General features: G+C 71.6%; 20 protein-coding genes. 8 read left to right on the top strand and 12 right to left on the bottom strand.

Going from position 1 to position 20,040, the window contains the following annotated elements; genetic code table 11:
- Positions 1–540: ABC transporter substrate-binding protein (locus FXF51_RS18605; protein WP_262379620.1), on the bottom strand; the 540-nt coding region annotated here is incomplete at its 3' end.
- A 47-nt stretch (positions 541–587) separates the two neighbouring features.
- On the opposite strand from FXF51_RS18605, the gene FXF51_RS18600 reads away from it, so the two are divergent.
- Complete coding sequence (locus tag FXF51_RS18600; RefSeq protein ID WP_148435740.1) at positions 588–1,034, top strand: MarR family winged helix-turn-helix transcriptional regulator; 447 nt, start codon at positions 588–590, stop codon at positions 1,032–1,034.
- A gap of 54 nt (positions 1,035–1,088) precedes the next feature.
- Here the strand turns inward: FXF51_RS18600 and FXF51_RS18595 are convergent, their stop codons facing one another.
- Together FXF51_RS18595 and FXF51_RS18590 are read right to left on the bottom strand one after the other, a co-directional pair.
- Positions 1,089–1,292 (bottom strand): hypothetical protein, encoded by a 204-nt coding sequence (locus tag FXF51_RS18595; protein WP_148435739.1) that lies wholly within the window; start codon positions 1,290–1,292, stop codon positions 1,089–1,091.
- Between the two features lie 73 nt (positions 1,293–1,365).
- On the bottom strand, positions 1,366–2,643 hold the full coding sequence (locus FXF51_RS18590; RefSeq protein WP_148435738.1) for a Glu/Leu/Phe/Val family dehydrogenase: 1,278 nt from the start codon (positions 2,641–2,643) through the stop codon (positions 1,366–1,368).
- 218 nt (positions 2,644–2,861) lie between these two features.
- Here FXF51_RS18590 and FXF51_RS18585 point away from each other — a divergent pair, with 218 nt between their 5' ends.
- From FXF51_RS18585 to FXF51_RS18570, 4 genes are all read left to right on the top strand, one after another.
- Positions 2,862–4,409: an alkaline phosphatase D family protein gene (locus FXF51_RS18585; protein WP_187414436.1), complete on the top strand. Its 1,548-nt coding sequence runs from the start codon at positions 2,862–2,864 to the stop codon at positions 4,407–4,409.
- Positions 4,410–4,413: 4 nt separating this feature from the next.
- Complete coding sequence (locus FXF51_RS18580) at positions 4,414–5,130, top strand: class I SAM-dependent methyltransferase (RefSeq protein ID WP_148435737.1); 717 nt, start codon at positions 4,414–4,416, stop codon at positions 5,128–5,130.
- A gap of 80 nt (positions 5,131–5,210) precedes the next feature.
- Positions 5,211–5,786, top strand: coding sequence for an RNA polymerase sigma factor (locus tag FXF51_RS18575; RefSeq protein WP_262379619.1), 576 nt, complete (start codon positions 5,211–5,213; stop codon positions 5,784–5,786).
- A complete protein-coding gene (locus FXF51_RS18570; RefSeq protein WP_148435735.1) occupies positions 5,779–7,023 on the top strand; it encodes a CU044_5270 family protein in 1,245 nt (414 codons plus the stop codon). Before FXF51_RS18575 ends, FXF51_RS18570 begins: the two co-directional genes overlap by 8 nt.
- Positions 7,024–7,142: 119 nt before the next feature.
- Here FXF51_RS18570 and rocD read toward each other — a convergent pair whose 3' ends face one another.
- From rocD to FXF51_RS18555, 3 genes are all read right to left on the bottom strand, one after another.
- Positions 7,143–8,357: an ornithine--oxo-acid transaminase gene (gene rocD, locus FXF51_RS18565; RefSeq protein WP_148435734.1), complete on the bottom strand. Its 1,215-nt coding sequence runs from the start codon at positions 8,355–8,357 to the stop codon at positions 7,143–7,145.
- A gap of 2 nt (positions 8,358–8,359) precedes the next feature.
- The gene (gene ddaH, locus FXF51_RS18560; protein WP_148435733.1) at positions 8,360–9,157 is read right to left on the bottom strand and encodes a dimethylargininase; all 798 of its coding nucleotides are present in this window, start codon (positions 9,155–9,157) and stop codon (positions 8,360–8,362) included.
- Positions 9,158–9,281: 124 nt separating this feature from the next.
- Positions 9,282–9,767 carry an Lrp/AsnC family transcriptional regulator gene (locus FXF51_RS18555; RefSeq protein ID WP_148435732.1) on the bottom strand — a complete coding sequence of 162 codons (486 nt, stop codon included), beginning with the start codon at positions 9,765–9,767 and terminating at the stop codon, positions 9,282–9,284.
- Positions 9,768–9,859: 92 nt separating this feature from the next.
- On the opposite strand from FXF51_RS18555, the gene FXF51_RS63475 reads away from it, so the two are divergent.
- Positions 9,860–12,211: a GH1 family beta-glucosidase gene (locus tag FXF51_RS63475; RefSeq protein ID WP_148435731.1), complete on the top strand. Its 2,352-nt coding sequence runs from the start codon at positions 9,860–9,862 to the stop codon at positions 12,209–12,211.
- Here FXF51_RS63475 and FXF51_RS18545 read toward each other — a convergent pair.
- The 4 genes from FXF51_RS18545 to FXF51_RS18530 form a co-directional block, all read right to left on the bottom strand.
- Positions 12,208–13,152: an isopenicillin N synthase family dioxygenase gene (locus FXF51_RS18545; protein WP_148435730.1), complete on the bottom strand. Its 945-nt coding sequence runs from the start codon at positions 13,150–13,152 to the stop codon at positions 12,208–12,210. The genes FXF51_RS63475 and FXF51_RS18545 overlap by 4 nt on opposite strands.
- A 61-nt stretch (positions 13,153–13,213) precedes the next feature.
- Positions 13,214–14,605: a glycoside hydrolase family 16 protein gene (locus FXF51_RS18540; RefSeq protein ID WP_148435729.1), complete on the bottom strand. Its 1,392-nt coding sequence runs from the start codon at positions 14,603–14,605 to the stop codon at positions 13,214–13,216.
- Positions 14,606–14,823: 218 nt separating this feature from the next.
- Positions 14,824–15,546, bottom strand: a complete 723-nt coding sequence (locus FXF51_RS18535) for a DUF5941 domain-containing protein (protein ID WP_148435728.1) — start codon at positions 15,544–15,546, stop codon at positions 14,824–14,826.
- Entirely contained in the window at positions 15,543–17,084 is a 1,542-nt protein-coding gene (locus FXF51_RS18530; protein WP_148435727.1) for a CDP-alcohol phosphatidyltransferase family protein, read from the bottom strand. Before FXF51_RS18530 ends, FXF51_RS18535 begins: the two co-directional genes overlap by 4 nt.
- A gap of 151 nt (positions 17,085–17,235) precedes the next feature.
- Between FXF51_RS18530 and recO the strand changes: the two genes are divergently transcribed.
- Both recO and FXF51_RS18520 read left to right on the top strand, forming a co-directional pair.
- On the top strand, positions 17,236–17,970 hold the full coding sequence (gene recO / locus FXF51_RS18525; RefSeq protein WP_148435726.1) for a DNA repair protein RecO: 735 nt from the start codon (positions 17,236–17,238) through the stop codon (positions 17,968–17,970).
- The gene (locus FXF51_RS18520) at positions 17,967–18,740 is read left to right on the top strand and encodes an isoprenyl transferase (protein WP_148435725.1); all 774 of its coding nucleotides are present in this window, start codon (positions 17,967–17,969) and stop codon (positions 18,738–18,740) included. The genes recO and FXF51_RS18520 overlap by 4 nt, the downstream gene beginning before the upstream one ends.
- Here the strand turns inward: FXF51_RS18520 and FXF51_RS18515 are convergent.
- Together FXF51_RS18515 and FXF51_RS18510 are read right to left on the bottom strand one after the other, a co-directional pair.
- Entirely contained in the window at positions 18,737–19,519 is a 783-nt protein-coding gene (locus FXF51_RS18515; protein WP_187414435.1) for a DUF4239 domain-containing protein, read from the bottom strand. The two genes, FXF51_RS18520 and FXF51_RS18515, sit on opposite strands and share 4 nt — an antisense overlap.
- A gap of 85 nt (positions 19,520–19,604) precedes the next feature.
- On the bottom strand, positions 19,605–20,000 hold the full coding sequence (locus tag FXF51_RS18510; protein ID WP_148435762.1) for a RidA family protein: 396 nt from the start codon (positions 19,998–20,000) through the stop codon (positions 19,605–19,607).
- Positions 20,001–20,040: the final 40 nt, after the last annotated feature.

Raw genomic sequence — 20,040 nt, 5'->3', positions numbered from 1 at the left:
TCTCCCGCCCCCCGCGCCGGCCCGCGGGGGGGCGCGGGCGTGCGGCGGGCGGGCCGAGAGGCGGCGGTCCCCCAGGAGCCCCGAGGGGGGGGCCGGTGCGGGCCCGCCCAGCCACTCGATGCCCGGCGCGAGCTGCCGGTCGGGGGTCTCGCCGAGGAAGTAGACGCCGGGCGCCCGGCCGCCGCCCTCGTACGGCGGCGCGTACACGAACGGCACCCGCCCCGCGATCGCGGCCACCACCTCCACCCGCACGTCGCTGGCGTGCGCGCCCGCCACGCCCCGCACGGTGCCCGACCGCACCAGCCCGGCCACCTCGGCGGCGACCTGCGCGGCGGGCCGCCCGCCGTCGACCAGCACCAGCTCGACCGGCCTGCCCAGCACGCCGCCACGGGCGTTGACCTCCTCGGCGGCCAGCACGGCACAGTTGATCGCACACGGGCCCATCAGGCCGAGCACCCCGGACACGGGGACGATCAGGGCGATCCTGACCGCGTCCGAAGGCATGAGCCGCGCTTCGAGAGGATCGACTGTCGCCGCCACGCCGACGAGTATCCTCCCTTCTAGCCCCCCGACGAAAGGACCTCACCATGACGACCTCTGGGCTCGGGTCCTCACTCGCCTACCTGCTCAGCCGTGCGGAGCGGAGCGTCAACCGAGGGCTGGCGGCGGTGCTCGCCGGCGAGGACGTGACGGTCGAGCAGTGGCGCATCATGCGCGCGCTGGCCGACGGGCGGGGCGAGTCGATGGGGGAGCTGGCCGAGGCCGTGCTGATGCCGCATCCCACGCTGACCAAGGCCGTGGACCGGCTGATCGACCGCGCGCTGGTCTACCGGGGGCCGTCGAAGGGTGATCGGCGCCGGGTCGCGGTGTTCGTGTCGGGTCGCGGGGCCGAGTTGCTGGCGCGGGTGGACGGGACCGTGGCCGAGCAGCAGGGGGTGATCGCGCTGGCGTTCGGGCAGGAGCGCACCGAGCGGCTGATGCACGACCTGGAGAGCCTCATGGAGGCACTCGACTACGCCGAACTGCGCATCTGAGCGCCACGCCGAACTGCGCATCTGAGCACTACGCCGAGCCGCGCATCCGGCACCTCAGCTCTGGTCGCGCTTCTTGGCGGTGTCGGCCCAGATCAGCGCCACCACCCCGGCCACCGCCACCCCGAGGTAGCCGGGCAGGGGCAGCTCCACCAGCCGGTGCAGGAACCCCCACTCGCTGTCGAACCACATCCGCCCGACGAACCCGCCGATCCCCTGGATGACGGCGATCACGGCGACGACGTTGATGATCCCTCTCATGCGTCCAGCCTCGCAACGCGGGGCCCGCCCCGGCATCCGACCTTGGGCGAGCCCCGTGCTACTTAAGTCGCGCTCACGGGTAGAGGCCGCGCATCCGGTGCGCCTCGGCCACCCGGCCCACGCCGATCACATGCGCCGCCTGCCGCAGCGTCAGGCCGCGTTCGGCGGCCAGCGACTTGACCTCGGTGAAGGCGCCGAGCATGAGGTCGCGCAGCTTGAGCTCGATCTCTCCCGAGCTCCACGCGTACGCCTGCATGTTCTGCACCCACTCCAGGTACGACACGATCACCCCGCCCGCGTTGGCCAGGATGTCGGGCACCACCGTGGTGCCGTTGGCGGCGAGGATCTCGTCGGCCTCGGGCGTGGTGGGTCCGTTGGCGCCCTCGACGATCAGGCGGGCGCGGATCCTCGGCGCGTTGGCCTCGGTGATCACGCCTTCGAGCGCGGCCGGGACGAGCACGTCCACGTCCAGCTCGAACAGGTCGTCGTGGGACAGCGCGTCGGCCTGGTGGAAGCCCCGAACGCCGCCGGTCTCCGCCGCGTACGCGCGCAGCCGCGCCACGTCGAGGCCGCCGGCGCGGTACACCGCCCCGGTGGCGTCGGACACGGCCACGACCTTGCACCCGGCGTCGGACAGGTACTGCGCGGCGGGCGCGCCGACCTTGCCGAAGCCCTGCACGGCGACGGTCACGCCCTCGGGTGAGCGGCCGAGCGCGGCCAGCGCCGCGATCTGCACGCCGCGCGAGGTCGCGCCGCTGCGGCCGAGCGAGCCGCCCAGCGTCATGGGCTTGCCGGTGACCACTCCTGGCACCGAGTAGCCCGCGCTGACGCTGTAGGTGTCCATGATCCAGGCCATGGTCTGCTCGTCGGTGCCGACGTCGGGCGCGGGGATGTCCTTCTCCGGGCCGATCAGCGGCAGGATCTCGTTGACGTAGCGGCGGGTCAGCCGCTCCAGCTCGCGGGTGGTGAGCCCGGCCGGGTCCACGGCCACGCCGCCCTTGGCGCCGCCGTACGGGATGCCGACCAGTGCGCACTTCCACGTCATCCACATGGCCAGGGCGGTGACCTCGTGAATGTCGGTGCCGGGATGAAACCGGAGGCCGCCCTTGGCGGGGCCGCGCGAGACGTTGTGCTGGACGCGGTAGCCCTGGACGACGTCCAGGCGGCCGTCCTCGCGCCGCACCGGGACGGAGACGGTCAGCGAGCGGCGCGGCGTGGCCAGCATCGTGCGGAGCCCGTCGTCGAGCCCGAGATGCTCGGCGGCCTGGCCGAGTTGGTGGAGAGCGGAGTCGAGGGCCTGGCGGCCCGGGCTGATCAGGGCCGGCGTCGTTGACGGCACCATGATGCTCATGGAAGAAGTTCCTCCCGTTATGTACGCCCTTTTTGTGGGGAAAAGCGCCATTGCCGTTCCCTTTTGGGCGTTGATGTCACGATCATCCTAGAGCGAGGGGTTTGGTGTTGCCTAGTTTTGGTAGAAATCCAAGCCGGTCACCAGGGTGCTGTGGACCGTGCCACTCTGGCAGGCTAGCTGCGCGAGAGTGTGTCGGATCGACGAACTAGAGGAGTGGAATGCCCGCACTGGTGGTGGGGCCGATGCTGAGATACGTCGACTCGGACAGCGCCTCGATCTGGGTGGAGACCGCCGAACCCTGCACGGTCACCGTAGAGGCGGACGGCAGGTCTTACCGGTCGCCTACCTTCACCGTGCACGGACACCACTACGCGATCGTGGATCTCGTTGAGTTGTCCCAGGATATCGCGTCGTACTCGGTCACGCTCGACGGGGAGGAAGTTTGGCCCATGGCGGGTCGCCCGCCGAGCCGCATCCGGCTGCTGCCCCCTGAAGGGGTGCGGCGGCTGGCGTTCGGCTCGTGCCGGACGAGCGTGCCGCACGACGCCGCCCACGTCCGCAGCCACGGCGACGACGTGCTGCGCGCCTTCGGCGAGCATCTGCCGGAGGCGGGCGAGGAGGAGTGGCCGGACCTGCTGCTGCTCCTCGGCGACCAGGTCTACGCCGACAACCCCTCGCCCGACATGCTGGCCTACATCCGCTCCCGCAGGAGCGGCGAGCCGCAGGGCGAGATCGCCGACTTCGAGGAGTACGCCGAGCTCTACCGGCAGGCGTGGACCGAGACGGAGATCCGCTGGCTGCTGTCCACCGTGCCCACCGCGATGATCTTCGACGATCACGACCTGCGTGACGACTGGAACACCTCGCACGCCTGGCGCCGGCAGATGGCCAAGACGCCGTGGTGGCAGCGCCGGGTGGTGGCCGGGCTCGGGGCGTACTGGGTCTACCAGCACCTCGGCAACCTCTCACCCGCCGAGCGCGCAGAGGACGACCTGCTCGCCAAGCTGATGGCGGGCGACGGCGGGGCGGCGCTCGACGAGTTCGCCGAGCGGGCCGACGCCGAGCCGAGCAGCAACCGCTGGAGCTACGCCCGCGACCTCGGCCCCGCCCGCCTGATCATGGTGGACACCCGCTGCGCCAGGCAGCTCACGCCGGGCGACCGGCGGATGCTCGACCCGGGGGAGTGGGCCTGGCTGCAGGAGCAGGTGCAGCGGCCCGCCGAGCAACTGATCATCGGCTCGTCGATCCCGTTCATGCTGCCCGAGGGCGTCCACGGCGTGCAGAACTGGAACGAGGCCCTGTGCGACGGCAAGTGGGGCCCGATCGTGCGCCGGTGGTCCGAGACGCTGCGCCAGGCCATCGACCTGGAGCACTGGGCCGCGTTCCGGCGCTCGTTCGAGGACCTGGCCAAGCTGCTGATCGGGCTGGGCAAGCCGGTGGTGATCCTGTCGGGCGACGTGCACTACTCCTACCTGGCCAGGGCCGACAGGGGCCCGGTCTTCCAGGTGGTCTGCTCGCCCATCCGCAACCCGCTCAGCCGCCTGCTGCGCTGGGCCAACGTGTTCACCCAGTTCTCGATCGCCACCCTGGTCGGCAGCCTGCTGGCGCGGCTGGCGGGCGTCCCGCGCCCGCCGTTCCGCTGGCGGATCGTCAAGGGCCCGCTGTTCCAGAACGCGCTGGCCACGCTCACCATCCCCGACCAGGTCACCTGGTACGGCTCCACCGGCGAGGTGGTCAAGGAGCTGGACACCACCCGCCTACGCTGAACCCATGCACGAGGACACTTACGCACCGGCCGTCCCCTTCTACGACCTCTTTCACGAGGACGGCCACGTGCCCGCGATCCGCGAGCTGCTGCCCCCGCTGCTCGCGGACGTGCGGGGCGCCGTCGTGGAGATCGGCGCGGGCACCGGCCTGATCACCGAGCTGATCGCCCGCCACGTCCCCGGCGAGGTCTACGCCGTCGAGCCGTCGCTCGGCATGCGCTCGGTGCTGGTCTCCCGCCTGGCCACCGCCCCGGAGGCGCTGCGCAGGGTGACCGTCCTGCCGTGCGGGGCGCTGGACGCCGAGGTGGACGAGCCGGTCGAGGCCGTCGTGATGATCTCGGTGCTGCAGAGCTTCACCGCCGCCGAGCGGGCCGCGCTGTGGCGGGTGCTGCGCAGGCTGCTGGAGCCGGGCGGGCGGCTGCTGTTCAACTGGCGCGACCGCGCCCCCGCCGTGCCGGGCGACCTGCGCGTCATGGGCTCCTACCAGGTCGGCAGGCACACCTACGAGGTCGCCGGGCAGGTGCTGGCGGCCGAGGGGGAGAGCGTCACCTCGCGCTTCCGCTACCGGATACTCCAGCGCGGCGTGGTGATCAGCGAGGACGACGTGGACGGCACCGCCTGCTGGCCCGCCACGGACGTCGTGGCGGCCGAGCTGAAGGAGGCCGGGTTCGAGCCGGACCCGGCCCCGGAGGGCATGCAGGTGTGGCGAATGCCGAAATAGTGGGAACCGGCCTCTGACGTGCGGCCAACAACAGGGTGACCGCACGAGAGAGGACCGGCTACGTGGTGGGAGTTCAGGATGTGCCTGACACGCTCGACGACTCGGCGCTGATCGCCCGTTCGATCGGCGACCCCGAGAGCTTCGCGGCGCTGTTCGACCGGCACGCCGACGAGATCCACAGGTACGCGGCCCGGCGACTCGGGGGCGAGCTGGCCGACGACGTGACCGGCGAGGTGTTCCTGGCCGCCTTCCGCGGCCGGGCCCGCTACGACCGCTCGTGGCCCGACGCCCGCCCCTGGCTGTACGGGATCGCGACCAGGGTCGTCTCCCAGCACCGCAGGGCGGAGCGGCGGCGCACCTCGGCCATGGCCAAGGTGAGCGCGGAGCGCCCCGGCACGTTCGACGAGCGCAGCGCCGACCGGGTCACCGCCGAGCAGCTCCAGCCCCGTCTGGCCAGGGCGCTGACCCGGCTCAGCGCGGCCGAGCGGGACCTGCTGCTGCTGGTGGCCTGGGCGGATCTGACCTACGAGGAGGCGGCGCTCGCCCTCAAGGTGCCCGTCGGCACCGTCCGGTCCCGGTTGCACAGGCTCCGCGTCAAGGTACGCAGGGCGCTCGGCGGCACCGACCCCTTCGCAGAGGAGCCCCAGCATGGATGACGAGATTCGCGCGTTCGCCGAGGGACGGCCGCAGGCGCCGCCGTACGGGGCCGAGGCCAGGGCGCGGGCCCGCGAGCGGCTGGTGCAGGAGGCGCGGGGTGGCCGCCGGTTCCGCCCCCTGCGGCTGGGCTGGCAGGCCGCCGCCGCGTTCGGGGTGACGGTCGTACTTGTCGGCGGCGTCGCCGTGGCCCTGTCGAACCAGGGGTCAGGCCCTGGACCGGCCACCACGGTCACCCAGTCGGCCGGCGTGGCGCCCGGCGAGCCGGACCCGCGGCCCGGCCAGTACATCCTGATCGAGTCCGAGACGATGTACGCGGCGATCCAGCTCGGCAAGGGCGGCGAGGAGTCCCGGCACCTGTACCGCACGCACAGGAAGATCTGGCAGTCGGTGGACGGCAGCGCCGCCGGCCTGCTGATGATCGAGGGGCGCGAGCCGCAGGCGTGGCCCGGTGAGGAGCTGCCCGAGTCCGCGAAGGACTGGCAGGGCACGTCCTGGCACACCCTCGCCTCCTGCCCGGGCGTCCGGGGCGAGCACCGCACCGACTACGCCTACCTCGGCACCCTCCCGGCGGAGTCCGCCGCCATGCGCGAGCACCTCTACCGGATCAGCGCCGGCGGCGAGGGCAAGGGCGTGGACCGGGACATGGCCGCGTTCACGCAGGCGCACAACCTGCTCACGGAGACCTACCTGCCCGCGGCGCAGCGGCGGGCGTTGTTCGAGGCGGTCAAGTCCATGCCCGGGGTCCAGACGATCGAGGGGGTCAAGGACTCGTCCGGGCGCGAAGGGGTGGCGCTGGCCACGCGGGCGCCGCAGGGGAGCCGGCAGCAGCTCATCTTCGACCAGGAGACGTTCCTGTACCTGGGCGAGCGGCAGGTGGTCGTGGAGGAGGGCGCGAAGGCCCCCAAGGGGAGCGTGCTGGCCTGGACGTCCCAGCTCAGCGCCTCGGTGGTGGATCGGCTGCCGGAGGCGACGGTCGACCCGGGCCGGGATGCGAGCTGCGACCTGACGGAGCCGACGGCCAGCGCCATCCCGGCGCCCTCGGTCTCCGGATCGCCACCGGAGTCCCCGCATCCCGACGCGTCGGCCCATGCGGTGGTGCCGGAGTCCCCGATTCCCGGTGCGCCGACGGCGAGTGCGGTGCCGGAGTCCTCGCCTGCGCCGACCGCGAGTGCGGAGCCGGGGTCCCCGTCTGTGCCGGCCGTTTCCGAGCCGCCGGAGCCCACGGCCGCCGGATGACCACGCGGACGGTCGAGCGAGCGCCGTGACGGCGCCCGGCCCCGTGAACCGGAGGAGCGTCTCCCTGGACAGGGCCCAGCCACGTGCGGTGGGTGGGCCCTGCCCCGCGAAGCCGTGAATCAGGAAGATTTCAGCTCGTAGATCGCGTCGGCGAGCTGGGAGATCGCCCAGAGGAGATCTTCCTCCGAGACCACGATCGGCGGCGCCAGCCGGATCGTCGAGCCGTGCGTGTCCTTGGCCAGCACGCCGCGCTTGAGCAGCGCCTTCGACACCTCGCGCCCCGTCCCGATCGACGGGTCGATGTCCACGCCCGCCCAGAGCCCGCGCCCGCGCACCTCCACCACGCCCTGCCCGATCAGCTCGCGCAGCTTCCCGTGCAGGACCTCGCCCAGCTTCGTGGCGCGCGCCTGGAACTCGCCCGTGTTGAGGATCTCGATGACCGCGTTCGCCACCGCGCACGCCAGCGGGTTCCCGCCGAACGTGGACCCGTGCTGCCCCGGGTGGATGATGCCGAGCACGTCGCGGTCGGCGGCGATGGCCGAGACGGGCACGACCCCGCCGCCCAGCGCCTTGCCGAGCACGTAGACGTCCGGTACGACCCCTTCGTGGTCGCACGCGAACGTCTGCCCCGTGCGCCCGAGCCCCGACTGCACCTCGTCGGCGATCATCAGGATGCCCTCGGCCGTGCACAGCGCCCGCAGCTCGCTCAGGTATCCGTCCGGCGGCACCAGCACCCCGGCCTCGCCCTGGATCGGCTCCACCAGCACGGCCACCGTGTTCGCGTCGACCGCCGCCCGTACCGCCTCGATCGAGGCGTACGGGACGATCCGGAAGCCCGGCGTGTACGGGCCGAAGTTGTCGTGCGCCTCCGGGTCGGTGGAGAAGCTGACGATCGTGGTGGTGCGGCCGTGGAAGTTGCCCTCCATGACGATGATGTTGGCCTGGTCAGGCTCGACGCCCTTGACCTCGTACCCCCACTTGCGCGCCACCTTGATGGCGGTCTCGACGGCCTCGGCGCCGGTGTTCATGGGCAGGACCAGGTCCTTGCCCGTGAGGTCGCCGAGCCCGGTGCAGAACTGCGCGAACTGGTCGTGGTAGAAGGCGCGGCTGGTCAGCGTGAGGCGTTCGAGCTGCTCCTTCGCCGCTTCGATGATCTTCGGATGGCCGTGGCCGAAGTTGAGCGAGGAGTAGCCGGACAGGCAGTCCAGATACCGCTTGCCGTCCACGTCGGTGACCCAGGCGCCGTGCGCCTCGTGGATCACCACGGGAAGCGGATGGTAGTTGTGCGCGCTGCGGCGCTCGCTCACTTCGATCAGCTCTGCGCTGGTGGTCATGATCAGTTCTCCCCCCTGATCTCCAGTGTGCAGCACTTGGGCCCGCCACCCGCCTTACGCAGCTCCGACAGATCGATCGGGATGACCTCGTACCCTCGTCGCTTGAGCTCCAACTGCAGATCGGACGCCTCGGCGTTGATGACCACGTTCGTGCCGTCGCTGACCGCGTTGAGCCCCAGCACCTCGGCGTCCCGCGCGCTCGCGATCACCGCGTCGGGGAACATGCGGCGCAGCACCGCGAGGCTGCCCGGCGAGAAGGCGTCCGGGTAGTAGGCCACGTTGCGCCCGTCGAGCGGGAACAGCGCCGTGTCCAGGTGGTAGAAGCGCGGGTCCACCAGCGTCAGGGAGATCACCGGGCGGCCCAGGTACTCCTGCGCCTCCTGGTGGGCGACCACGTCCGTGCGGAAGCCGGTGCCGGCCAGGATGACGTCGTCGAGCGTGAGGAAGTCGCCCTCGCCCTCGTTCACGTGCGCCGGCTCCAGCGTCGGGTAGCCGCGCTCGGCGAACCAGCGCAGGTAGGCGGGGCCCTCGGGGCCGCGCTGCGGGTAGGCGAAGCGGGCGCCGTAGGCGCGGCCGCCCACGACCAGGGCGCCGTTCGCGGCGAAGACCATGTCGGGCAGCCCCTCGATCGGGTCGATCAGGCTGACCTCGTGGCCGAGCTCCTCGTACGCCGCCTTCAGGCCCTCCCACTGCCGGACCGCCACGTCGCGGTCCGCGCCGGCCTCGGGATGCATCCACGGATTGATCGCGTACTCGACCGTGAAGTACTCAGGACGGCACATGAGGAAGTGTTTGGGCATGCAGCACTCCATCGGCTCACAAGCAGGGAAAACCCACGTCGCGGGGTTGAGCACAGGATAGGAAATGCGTGTTTGCGCAGGCCAGGGGTTGACATTGCGTGTTCGCGCGGGTCTGTTGCGTCTCTCAGCCGGGAGCGCCGGATTCGTTGCGCGGCTCCGGCACTGCGGCGCCGGGAGGTGTGTCGACCAGCCTCGACAGCACGATGGCGCTCTTCGTGCGGACCACGAACGTCATCGCCGCGATGCGCTCGATCACCCGCTCCACGTGCCGCACGTCCGTCGCCCTGATGTGCAGCAGCGCGTCCGCCTCGCCGGTGATCGTCGCCGCCGCCACCACTTCGGGGAACTTGACCATGGCCAGCGCGATGTCCGACGGCTTCGTCTTGCCCTGGCAGAACAGCTCGACGTAGGCCTCGGTCGTCCAGCCGAGCGCCTGCGGCGACACCCGCGCGCTGAACCCGGTGATCGCCCCCGTCTCGCGCAGCCGGTCCACCCGTCGTTTCACCGCCGACGCGCTCAGCCCCACCTGCTGCCCGATGTCGGCGTAGGTCTGGCGGGCGTCGTCCACGAGCGCCGCGATGATGTCACGATCGAGCTGGTCGAGTTCCACGCCTGTTGTATACCGCCTGGCCAGGCTGGCGCGCGACGAGCGGCGCGCGGGAGACTGGTTGCGACGAACGTGACCGAAAGGCATCCGCCAGCATGAGCATCACGAGCTTCCCCGAAGGTTTCGTGTGGGGGGTTTCGACGTCGGCCTTCCAGATCGAGGGGGCCACTGCCGCCGACGGCCGCCTGCCGTCCATCTGGGACGTCTTCTCCGCCGACCGGGCGGAGGCGTGCGACCATTACCACCGCTACCCCGAAGACGTGCGGTTGATGAAAGAGCTGGGGATGGCCGCCTACCGGTTCTCGGTGAGCTGGGCGCGGATCTTCCCCGACGGCGGCGGCAAGCCCAACCCGGCCGGCCTGGACTTCTACGACCGGCTGCTCGACGAGCTGACCGGCGCCGGCATCACCCCCTACGCCACGCTGTACCACTGGGACCTGCCGCAGGCGCTGGAGGAGCGCGGCGGCTGGCCGTCCCGCGACACCGCCGCGCGTTTCGCCGAGTACGCCGCCGCCGTCCACGAGCGGCTCGGCGACCGGGTGGACACCTGGTTCACGTTGAACGAGCCGTGGGTGGCGGCGTTCCTCGGCTACGGGTCCGGCGTGCACGCGCCGGGCCGCAAGTCGGCCGCCGACGCCTTCCGCGCCGCCCACCACATGCTGCTCGGCCACGGCCTGGCCGCCCAGGCGCTGCGCGCGGGCGGCGCGGAGAAGGTCGGCCTCGTCCTCAACATCTCGCCCGTCATGACGCCCGCCCAGGTGAGCGACTTCGGCAGGGAGCTGTCGGAGGAGGACGCCGCCGCCGTGGCCAGGATCGACGCGCTGGCCAACCGGCAGTTCCTGGAGCCGGCGCTGCGCGGCGCGTACCCGGCGGAGCTGCTGCCCGTCATCGAACGGCACGGCGGCCTCGACCACCTCCACGACGGCGACCTGGAGACCATCGCCCAGCCCCTCGACCTGCTCGGCGTCAACTACTACACGCCGCTGGTCGTCCAGGCCCAGCCCAGCGAGCCGGCCGACCCGACGTATCCGGGCAGCGAGGGAATCCTCTTCTGCACCATTCCCACGGCCGTCACCGCCATGGGCTGGCCGATCGTGCCGAACTGCCTGTCGCTGCTGCTCGGCCGCATCTCCCGCGAATACCCCGGCCTCGACCTGATGATCACCGAGAACGGCGCCGACTTCGTGGACGTGGTGACCGGCGACGGCATCCACGACGTCGAACGCATCAGCTTCATCGAGGAGCACCTGCGCGCCCTGCGCGCGGCGATCGACGACGGCGCCCGGGTGCGCGGCTACCTCGTCTGGACGCTGCTCGACAACCTCGAATGGTCCGACGGCTACCAGCGCAAGTTCGGCCTCGTGCACGTGGACTTCGCCACCCAGCGGCGGCGGACGAAGGACAGCGCGCTGTGGTACCGCGACGTCATCAGGCGCAACGGCCTGGCCGAGACGCGGCCCAGGCGGCCCACGCTGGAGACGGTCGCCGCCCGCGCGGGCGTGTCGAGAGCCACGGTCTCCCGGGTCGTCAACGGCGAGTCGTCGGTGAGCCCCGAGGTCAGGGCCGGGGTGATGCGGGCGGTCAAGGAGCTCGGCTACGTGCCGAACCTGGCCGCCCGCAGCCTCGTCACCCGCCGCACCAACGCGGTCGCCCTGGTCCTGTCCGTCCCCAGGCAGGGCGGCGACGCGCTCACCTCGGCCGTCGTCCAGTACGTCACCAGCCTCCTGGAGGGCGCAGGCAAGCAGATCACGCTCATGCTCGCCGACACCGCCGAGAGCCACCGGCGCATCGCCGCGCACGTCGAGGCCCGGCTGGCCGACGGGGTCGTGCTGCTGCCGCCCGACCGGGGCGACACGCTGGCCGAGCGGCTCTCCCGCACGGAGGTGCCGCTCGTGCTGCTGGGCAAGCCGCCGATCGCGTCGCTGGTCCCGTACGTGGACGTGGACAACGCGGGCGGGGCCGCCGCCGCCACCGAGCACCTGCTCGCCAGGGGGCGCCGCCGCATCGGCATGGTCTGCGGCCCCATGGACCTGGTCACCGTGCAGGACCGGCTGGCCGGGCACCGGGCGGCGCTCCAGCGGGCCGGCCTGACGCCGCACCTGGCGCCCGCCGACGACCTCACCCGCGCCTCCGGCGCCGCCGCCGCCCTGCGGCTCCTCACCGACGTGCCGGAGCTCGACGCCGTCTTCGCCGCCACCGACCAGCTCGCCATCGGCGTCCTCCAGGCGGCCCGCGAGCTGGGGCGGCGGGTGCCCGGCGACCTGGCGGTGGTGGGCTTCGACGACGTGGACGCCGCCTCGGCCACCACCCCGGCGCTCACCACCGTGCGGGTGCCCGTCGCCGACCAGGCGCTGGCGCTGGCCCGGCTGCTGCTGTCGCGCCTGGAGGGCCGCCACACCACCTCCGTGGTGCTGCCGACGCGGCTCGTCGTGCGCGAGTCCGCCTAGAGCCGCTGCTGCTCGAACAGGTGCGGGAAGACCTTCCGCACCTTGGACAGCAGGTACTCGCCGTAGGTGCCGGTGAAGTCCACCTGGCCGTCCCAGCGGTGGCCGGGCGCGTAGGGGAGGGGCGGGACCTCGCTGTCCCAGCCGGGGTCGAAGAAGAACGGGAAGCTGAGGCGCTCGTTGCCGCTCAGGTTGCGTACGCGGTGCGGGGTGGAGCGGTACTGCCCGCCGGTGAGCTTGTCGAGCATGTCGCCGATGTTGCAGACGAACGTGCCCGGCACCGGGGGCGCCTCGATCCAGCCCGTCTCGGTGCGGACCTGGAGGCCGCCGTTGGCGTCCTGGAGGAGCAGGGTCAGCAGCCCGTAGTCGGTGTGCTCGCCGACGCCCCACGTGCCGGCGTCGTCGGCGGGCGTCGGTGGATAGTGAAATATCCGGAAAAGGATGGTCGGATCGGCCGTGTATCCCGTGCGGAAGTAGTCCGCGTCCAGCCCCAGGCTCAGCGCGATGCCGCTCATCACGGCCTGCCCGACCTCCGTCATCGCGTCCAGGTACGCCAGCACCGACTCCCGCAGCTCCGGCACCTGGGCGGGGAACAGGTTGGGCCCGTGCAGGGGGACGGGCCCAGGCGGCTCCTCGGCGCCGAAGTAGACGCCCTCCTTCAGGTCGGGCCGCCCCGAGGTCAGCTCGCCGCCCACGGGGAAGAAGCCTCGCCAGGCCCGGCCGCCCCGCTCCATCGCGATCTCGTTCTTGACGTCCTCGGGCAGCGCGAAGAAGCGCCTGCCGGCCGCGTCGAGCCGCTCGATGAGCGCGGGCGGCACGCCGTGGCCCGTGACGTAGAAGAAGCCGTGCTCGCGGCAGGCCGCGCCGATGGCGTCCGCGACGGCCCGCCGTTCCTGGTTCCCCGTGAGAAGCGGGGCGATGTCGATCACCGGCAGTTCGCTCATCGCACCATTGTTCCCCTGAAACGCCCCGGGCTCGGGGTTCCGCCGCCCGGGGCGCCGTTGATCAGGACGTCGAGAACGTGAACCAGTTGACGTTGACGAAGTCGGCCGGCTGGCCCGAGGAGAAGGTCAGGTACACCGTGTGGGTGCCCGTCACCCCTGAGACGTTGGCCGGGATCGTCCGCCAGCTCTGCCAGCCGCCCGTGTTCGCCAGCGCGAAGTCGCCGATGGGCGGGGCCGTCGGGCTGTCGAGGCGGACCTGCACCAGCCCGCTCACCCCGGCCGCCGCGCCGGAGGCCACCCTGGCCCTGAACTGCGTGGCGGGCGTCGAGCCGAAGTTGACCCCGTCGTAGCGCAGCCAGTCGCCGTTGGCGATGGCGCCGATGTTCTGGCCGCCGCCCGAGTCGGTGGTGGTCTCGGTGATGGTGCCCGACTGGCCCTGGTAGCTCTCGGCCTGGATGGTGGAGCGGGCGTCCACGCCGCCAGGCGGGTTGGTGGGCGGCGGGGTGGTGCCGGTGCCGCTCTGCCAGACGGCCACGTAGTCGACCATCATCGGCCGCCCGGGGACGGTGGCCGCGGTGGGGGTGGAGCCGCCGAGCGCGTTCGGGAACGCGCCGCCCATCGCCACGTTGAGCAGCAGGAAGTAGCCGGCGTGCCCGGTCATGTTGGTCCAGGTGGTGGCGTCGAACTGCGACTGGTTGACGCCGTGGAACTGCTGCCCGTCCACGTACCAGCGGAGCTGGTTGGGGCTGACGCTGCGGTCCCACTCGAAGCGGTAGGTGTGGTAGGCCGACTGGCAGGTCGAGCCGGGGCAGGCGCGGCTGGCGCCGAGGCCGGTGGTCTCGTTGCAGGGCCCGCCCGGGTTGACGCCGCAGTGCAGGACGCCCCAGACGGAGTTGATGCCGTTGACGTTCTCCATGATGTCGAACTCGCCGATGGCAGGCCAGTTCCAGTAGTTGCCCCGGTACGGCGCGCCGAGCGCCCAGAACGCCGGCCAGTAGCCGAGGGCGGCGTTGCCGGTCACGTTCGGCATCTGGATGCGGCTCTCGATGCGCAGGACGCGGCCGTCGGCGGGCTTGAAGTCGGCGCGCCTGGTCTCGATGCGCGCGGAGGTCCACTCTCCGGACGAGCTGCGCAGCGGCGTGATGCGCAGGTTGCCCGAGCCGTCGAGGCTGAGGTTGCTGGTGCTGGAGGTGTAGTTCTGCACCTCGCCCGTGCCCCAGTTGGCCGGGCCGCCGGGGTAGGCGTGGCCGGTGTCGATGATCCAGTTGCTGGACGAGGGCAGGGTGTTGGCGGAGCCGTTGAAGTCGTCGGACCAGACGAGGGACCAGCCGGATGGGGTGGGCGGGACGCTGGCCGAGGCGCTGACCGCCAGCTTGACGAGCAGGCCGCTGAGGGCCACGAGTACCGCTGCGACGGCCGCCAGACGGCGGCGATGCCGGATCGCTGTTGTCATACTCGCTCCTGGGGGGTGCTGGAGCGCGCGGAGAGAGCGCTCTCTGCAAGATCTGAACACAGCGTTTACCGGCTGTCAACAGAGCACACAAGTGCGGTAAGGCGGGTGTGAGAGCGCTCTCCGCGAGAAGCGAAAAGCGCGGCGCCGCACGGGGTGCGGCGCCGCGCCAGGCATGCGGCGGCGCGCGGGTGCGGCGCCGCCAGAGGCACGCGGTGGGATCAGCCCTTCTCGGCTTCTCCGGTCGCCTGCTCCAGAGCGTCCTCGGGGGAGGCCTCCAGGTCCTGCTCGGCGTCGGCGCCCGCCTGGGCGGAGGCCTTGTCCAGGCGCACCCAGCTCGTCACGCTCTCCACCGCGAACAGCACGAACAGGTACGCCGTCAGCACCGCGAGCACCGGCGTCAGCACGCCGAGCGCCGCGCCGGCGCCGATGACCAGCAGCCGCAGCTCCCAGCCCAGGCCGGCCCTGAACACCCAGGCGGGCGGCCAGATGCTCTGCCGCGTGCGGTAGACGGTGTCGTAGGTGTGGTAGCCGACGACGTACACCAGCACGAACAGCAGCCACTTCGGCGCGTCGGCCGCCAGGCCGATCGCGATGATGGCGAAGAACTCGGCGGCGCGCAGCAGCGGCGGGGTGAGCCAGTCGAAGCGGCCCAGGTGGTCGCGCGGCGCGGTGGGCAGCACCAGCACCAGCATGATCGCCACGGGCAGGAGGAGGATGGGGCCGCCGGAGTCGAGCAGCCCCGTGACCGTGACGGCGACCACGGCGAGCAGGGCCACGAGCGTGGCGGGCACGGGAGGCAGGCCGGCGCCGAGCTTGCCGGACAGGACGCCGACCAGCGGGCCGTCGTCCCTGTAGGCGACGAGGCGGGCGGTCTGGATGCGCCGGCGCTCCTCGTCGGGGTCCGGCGTGGGGGTGGCCAAGGCCTGCGGGTGGGTGATCATACGAGCGACCTCATGAGGCGTCCGGTGAGGGTGTAGGCGGCGGCGACGGAGCCCCAGATCACGAGCGTGATGAAGGTGATCCGGGCGTCGAAGAGGGCGGCGGTGATCGCGATGGCCGCGAAACGCTCGCCGATGGGGAAGACGATCATCTTACGCGCCCAGTGGACGGCACGGTACTTGCCGGCCTTCGTCCACATCTTCAGCACGCCACGAAGGCCCTGGCTGCGCTCCACCTTGCGGGCGGTCAGCTTCTGGCGCAGGTCGCGGTCGTCGGGGGCGTCCAGCGGCGTCGTGGGCAGCGGGGACGGGGGCTTGCGGCGGTTGGCGACGCCGAAGGAGAAGTCGAGCAGGTGACGCACGGACTGCAGGCCGAGCGCGGCCAGCGCCAGGATCCAGATCTCCTCGCCGTTGCCGGAGACCACCCAGCCGACGGCCAGGCCCGCGAAGACGACGTACTCCTTGAACCGGTCGAACGTCGCGTCCAGCCATGCCCCCAGCACGCCGAACTTGCGGGCGTAACGGGCCACCTGCCCGTCGACGCAGTCGAAGACGAAGGCGAAGTAGATCAGCACCCCGCCCAGCACCATCCACGGCCGCTCGCCGGTGGCGAAGCAGGCGGCGGCGGCCACGCCGAGCGCGATCGAGATCAGCGTCACCTGGTTGGGCGTCAGGCCGCGCCGGGCGGCCCAGCGGGCGATGTAACGCGAGTACGTGGAGACGAAGTACGTGGTGAAGAAGCCGTCGGCGCCCTTGACGGCGTTGTTGAGCCGGGCGCGGTCCTCGTTCATGCCGGCCATCTCGGCGCCGGCCTCGTTGATCTCCTCCTGGGTGGTGACCCGGCGGTAGAACAGGTCGCGGCGGCCCCTGATGCCGACCGACACGCCGTTGCGCACCAGGCCGAACACGACGAGCTGGACGAGGTCGTCGTCCGGGCCGAACGTGTGGGCCAGGGCCGCCAGCTCGCGGCAGGTCTCCGCGAGCTTCAGCGCGTTGCGCGCGCTGATGTGCAGCGGGCCGAGCACCACGGCGTTGGGCCTGGTCACGGCGTGGGTCGCGGTGCCCACCGAGACCACGCGGGACTTGCCGACGCGCACGCGCACCGGCAGGCCCTCGACCCGGTTCATGCCGATCTCGGGCTCGGCCTCGTCGATGGGGATGCGGTCCTCGGCGGCGTTGTCCTCGGGACCGATCTCCTCCTGGCCGTTGTCCTCCGTCACCCCCACCCGAGGCTCTTTCGCGACGAGCGCCAGCGCACCGCGCTTGGACTTGGTGATCTGGTAGATCAGCTCGTCGTGGACGACAGAGTTCTCAGGGATGATGAACAGGCTCTCCGTTGCTTGCTCGGCGACGTCGGCCAGGGCGCGCAGGGCGGTCGCGACGTCGTCCGTCGGGATCGTGGCGAAACGCGCATCCATGGCGGCGGCCTGGTCGCGCAGCCGTTCGGACACGGTGGGATTGCCGGAAAGCGCGGCCAGCCTCAGGCCGGTCGGAGAGATGTCGGGGCCGGGCGAGGCGCCCAGCAGGACCACGCGGGTCATGACTCCCTTTCGAGGCGGTAGCGGGGGGTTGAACAACGGGTAATGCGGGGACAGACGTCAAAGTCTAGTGAGAGTGACGCAAAGTCGCGTCACCAGAGCATGCCCGTAACGTTCCGGCCGCCGGTATACAGAGCGGCCGTAAGATGTCCGAGTGAGTCTCTACCGTGACGAAGGCGTGGTCCTGCGCACTCAGAAACTCGGTGAGGCCGACCGCATCGTCACCATCCTGGCCAAACGCACAGGCAAGATCCGGGCGGTGGCGCGCGGCGTCCGCCGCACCAAGTCGCGCTTCGGCGCGCGCCTTGAGCCGTTCACCCACGTCGACCTGCAGTTGCACACCGGCCGCACGCTCGACGTGGTCACCCAGGCGGAGACGATCAGACCTTACGGAGAGGCGCTGGCCGCCGACTACCCCCGCTACACCGCCGGCAGCGCCATGCTGGAGACCGCCGACCGGCTCACGCACGGGGAGAAGGAGCCGGCGCTGCGGCAGTTCCTGCTGCTGGTGGGCGGGCTGCGCACGCTCGCCGACCGCGGCCACGAGGCCAGGCTGGTCCTGGACGCCTACTTCCTGCGCTCCCTGGCCGTGGCCGGCTACGCCCCCGCGCTGGAGGCGTGCGCCAAGTGTCAGGCGCCTGCCGTCAGGGCGTTCGCCATCGTGGCCGGTGGGGTGGTGTGCGGGGCGTGCAAACCGGCCGGTTCCGCCGTGCCGGCGGGCGAGACGATCGGGCTCATGACGGCGCTGCTGCGCGGCGACTGGGCCACCGCGGACGCCTCCGAGTCACGCCACCGCAGCGAGTGCAGTGGTCTGGTCGCCGCTTATCTGCAGTGGCACCTCGAACACGGAATACGCTCTCTCCGACACGTCGAAAGGGAGCCCGCGTGAACGTACGACCGCCGTCCCCGCACCCGTCGGGAGCGACCCCGCCGCCCATCCCGCGCGAGCTGGTGCCCCAGCACGTCGCCATCGTCATGGACGGCAACGGCCGCTGGGCCAAGGCCCGCGGCCTGCCCCGCACGGAGGGGCACAAGGCGGGCGAGGCCTCGCTGTTCGACGTCATCGAGGGGGCCATCGAGCTGGGCGTCCCCTACCTGAGCGCGTACGCGTTCTCGACGGAGAACTGGAAGCGCTCGCCCGACGAGGTGCGCTTCCTCATGGGCTTCAACCGCGACGTGATCCGGCGGCGGCGCGACGAGCTCAACGCCATGGGCGTGCGCGTCCGCTGGGCGGGGCGGCCGGGGCGGCTGTGGAAGAGCGTCATCTCCGAGCTGCAGACGGCCGAGGAGATGACGACGGCCAACCGGACGCTCACGTTGCAGTTCTGCGTCAATTACGGCGGGCAGGCCGAGATCGTGGACGCCGCCGTCAAGCTGGCCGAGGACATCGCGGCCGGGCGGGTCAAGCCGTCCAAGGTGAACGAGAAGGTGTTCGCCCGCTACCTGGACGAGCCGCAGATCCCGCCCGTCGACCTGTTCCTGCGCTCCTCGGGTGAGCAGCGCTTCTCCAACTTCCTGCTGTGGCAGTCGGCCTACGCCGAGATGGTGTTCCTCGACCGGCTCTGGCCCGACTTCGACCGGCGCGACCTGTGGGAGGCGTGCGAGATGTACGCCAAGCGCGACCGCCGCTACGGCGGAGCCGTCCCCAACCAGGTCTAGCCGGCGCCCAGCGCCCGGATGTCGTCGAAGCGGTGCAGGGCCTGCTCGAAGGCAGCGGGAGAGATCGAGATGCCGCCGCTGAACGGGAAGTCGAGCTGGTAGACCAGGAACAGCACCAGCCCCACCATGCCGCCCACGGCCGCCGCCAGGATGACGTGCACCCTGCGGTTGGCGCTGCCGCACAGGATCGAGGGCAGCAGCGCCACCAGCCCGCAGCCGCCCAGCGCCACCCACAGCAGCGGCGGCACGCCGGTGTCGGCCATCTGGGCGCGGGAGCGGCGCGAGTCCAGGACGGTCTGCATGCGGGCCATGGCCGCCCCGTAGCGGGCGGACGGGCCGCTGCCGTCCGGCTGGACGGTCTGGAAGAAGCTGCGGATCTGGTCGGACAGCCGCCAGGCGTTCTGCGACAGGCGGTGCTCCGAGGCCATGATCGGCCACTCCTCGCGGACGACCGTGGTGGCGTAGCCGGTGGCGAGGGTCTGCAGGGTGGCGCGCTGGGGTGCGGGGAGCGAGCGCGAGTACCAGAAGACGTCGGTCAGGTTGCTGGCCTCCGTCGCGCTGGTCTCGGTGGCGGTGTTGACCTGGTTCCAGGCGGCGACGACGACCAGGCCGATGCTGACCGCGAAGAGGGTGCCGACGATGCCGGTGATCACCCCGCTGCCGTCGCGGTAGTCCTGGCGGGTCTGTGCGGGGATGACGCGGTTGGCGGCGTACGCGGCCAGGCCCGCGAGGGCGGCGACCGTGGCGGCGATGAGCAGGCCGATGATGGCGACGAGCAACGTGACCTCACTTTCTGTGCATGAATGATTGCGCAAAGTGAGGTCACGTTGCCAGGGGTTGACCCGGACTTCTTCGCCGGCCGCGTCAGGCGACGGCGGTGCCCTCCAGCTCGACCATCAGGGTGGGGATCGCCAGCCGGGTCACCCCGAGCATCGTGGTGGACGGCGCCACCCCGGCGGCGCCCAGCCGCGACGCCAGCACGCCGTAGTGCTGGAAGAGCAGATCGACGTCCGTGGTGTAGACGTTGAGCCGGACGAGGTCCGCCAGCGACATGCCGGCCTCGCCCAGCACCGCCTCCAGGTTGTCCAGGCTCAGCGCCAGCTGCGCCGCCATGTCCCCGTCGTGCCGGGGCTTGCCGTCGCCGTCCATCGCGGTCTGCCCTGAGCAGTACAGGGTCCTGGTGTGGCCCGAGACGGCCTCGCCCTGGTTGTAGCCCAGCTCCACCGACCACGGCCACGGGTTGATCGCCGTTCGCTGCATGTCCACATCGACTCCATTCAGTTCTGTTCAGCAGTGAAGA

The organism is Nonomuraea sp. PA05 (assembly GCF_008086045.1).
GTDB lineage: Bacteria > Actinomycetota > Actinomycetes > Streptosporangiales > Streptosporangiaceae > Nonomuraea > Nonomuraea monospora.
This window is presented reverse-complemented; position numbering and strand designations above follow the sequence as displayed.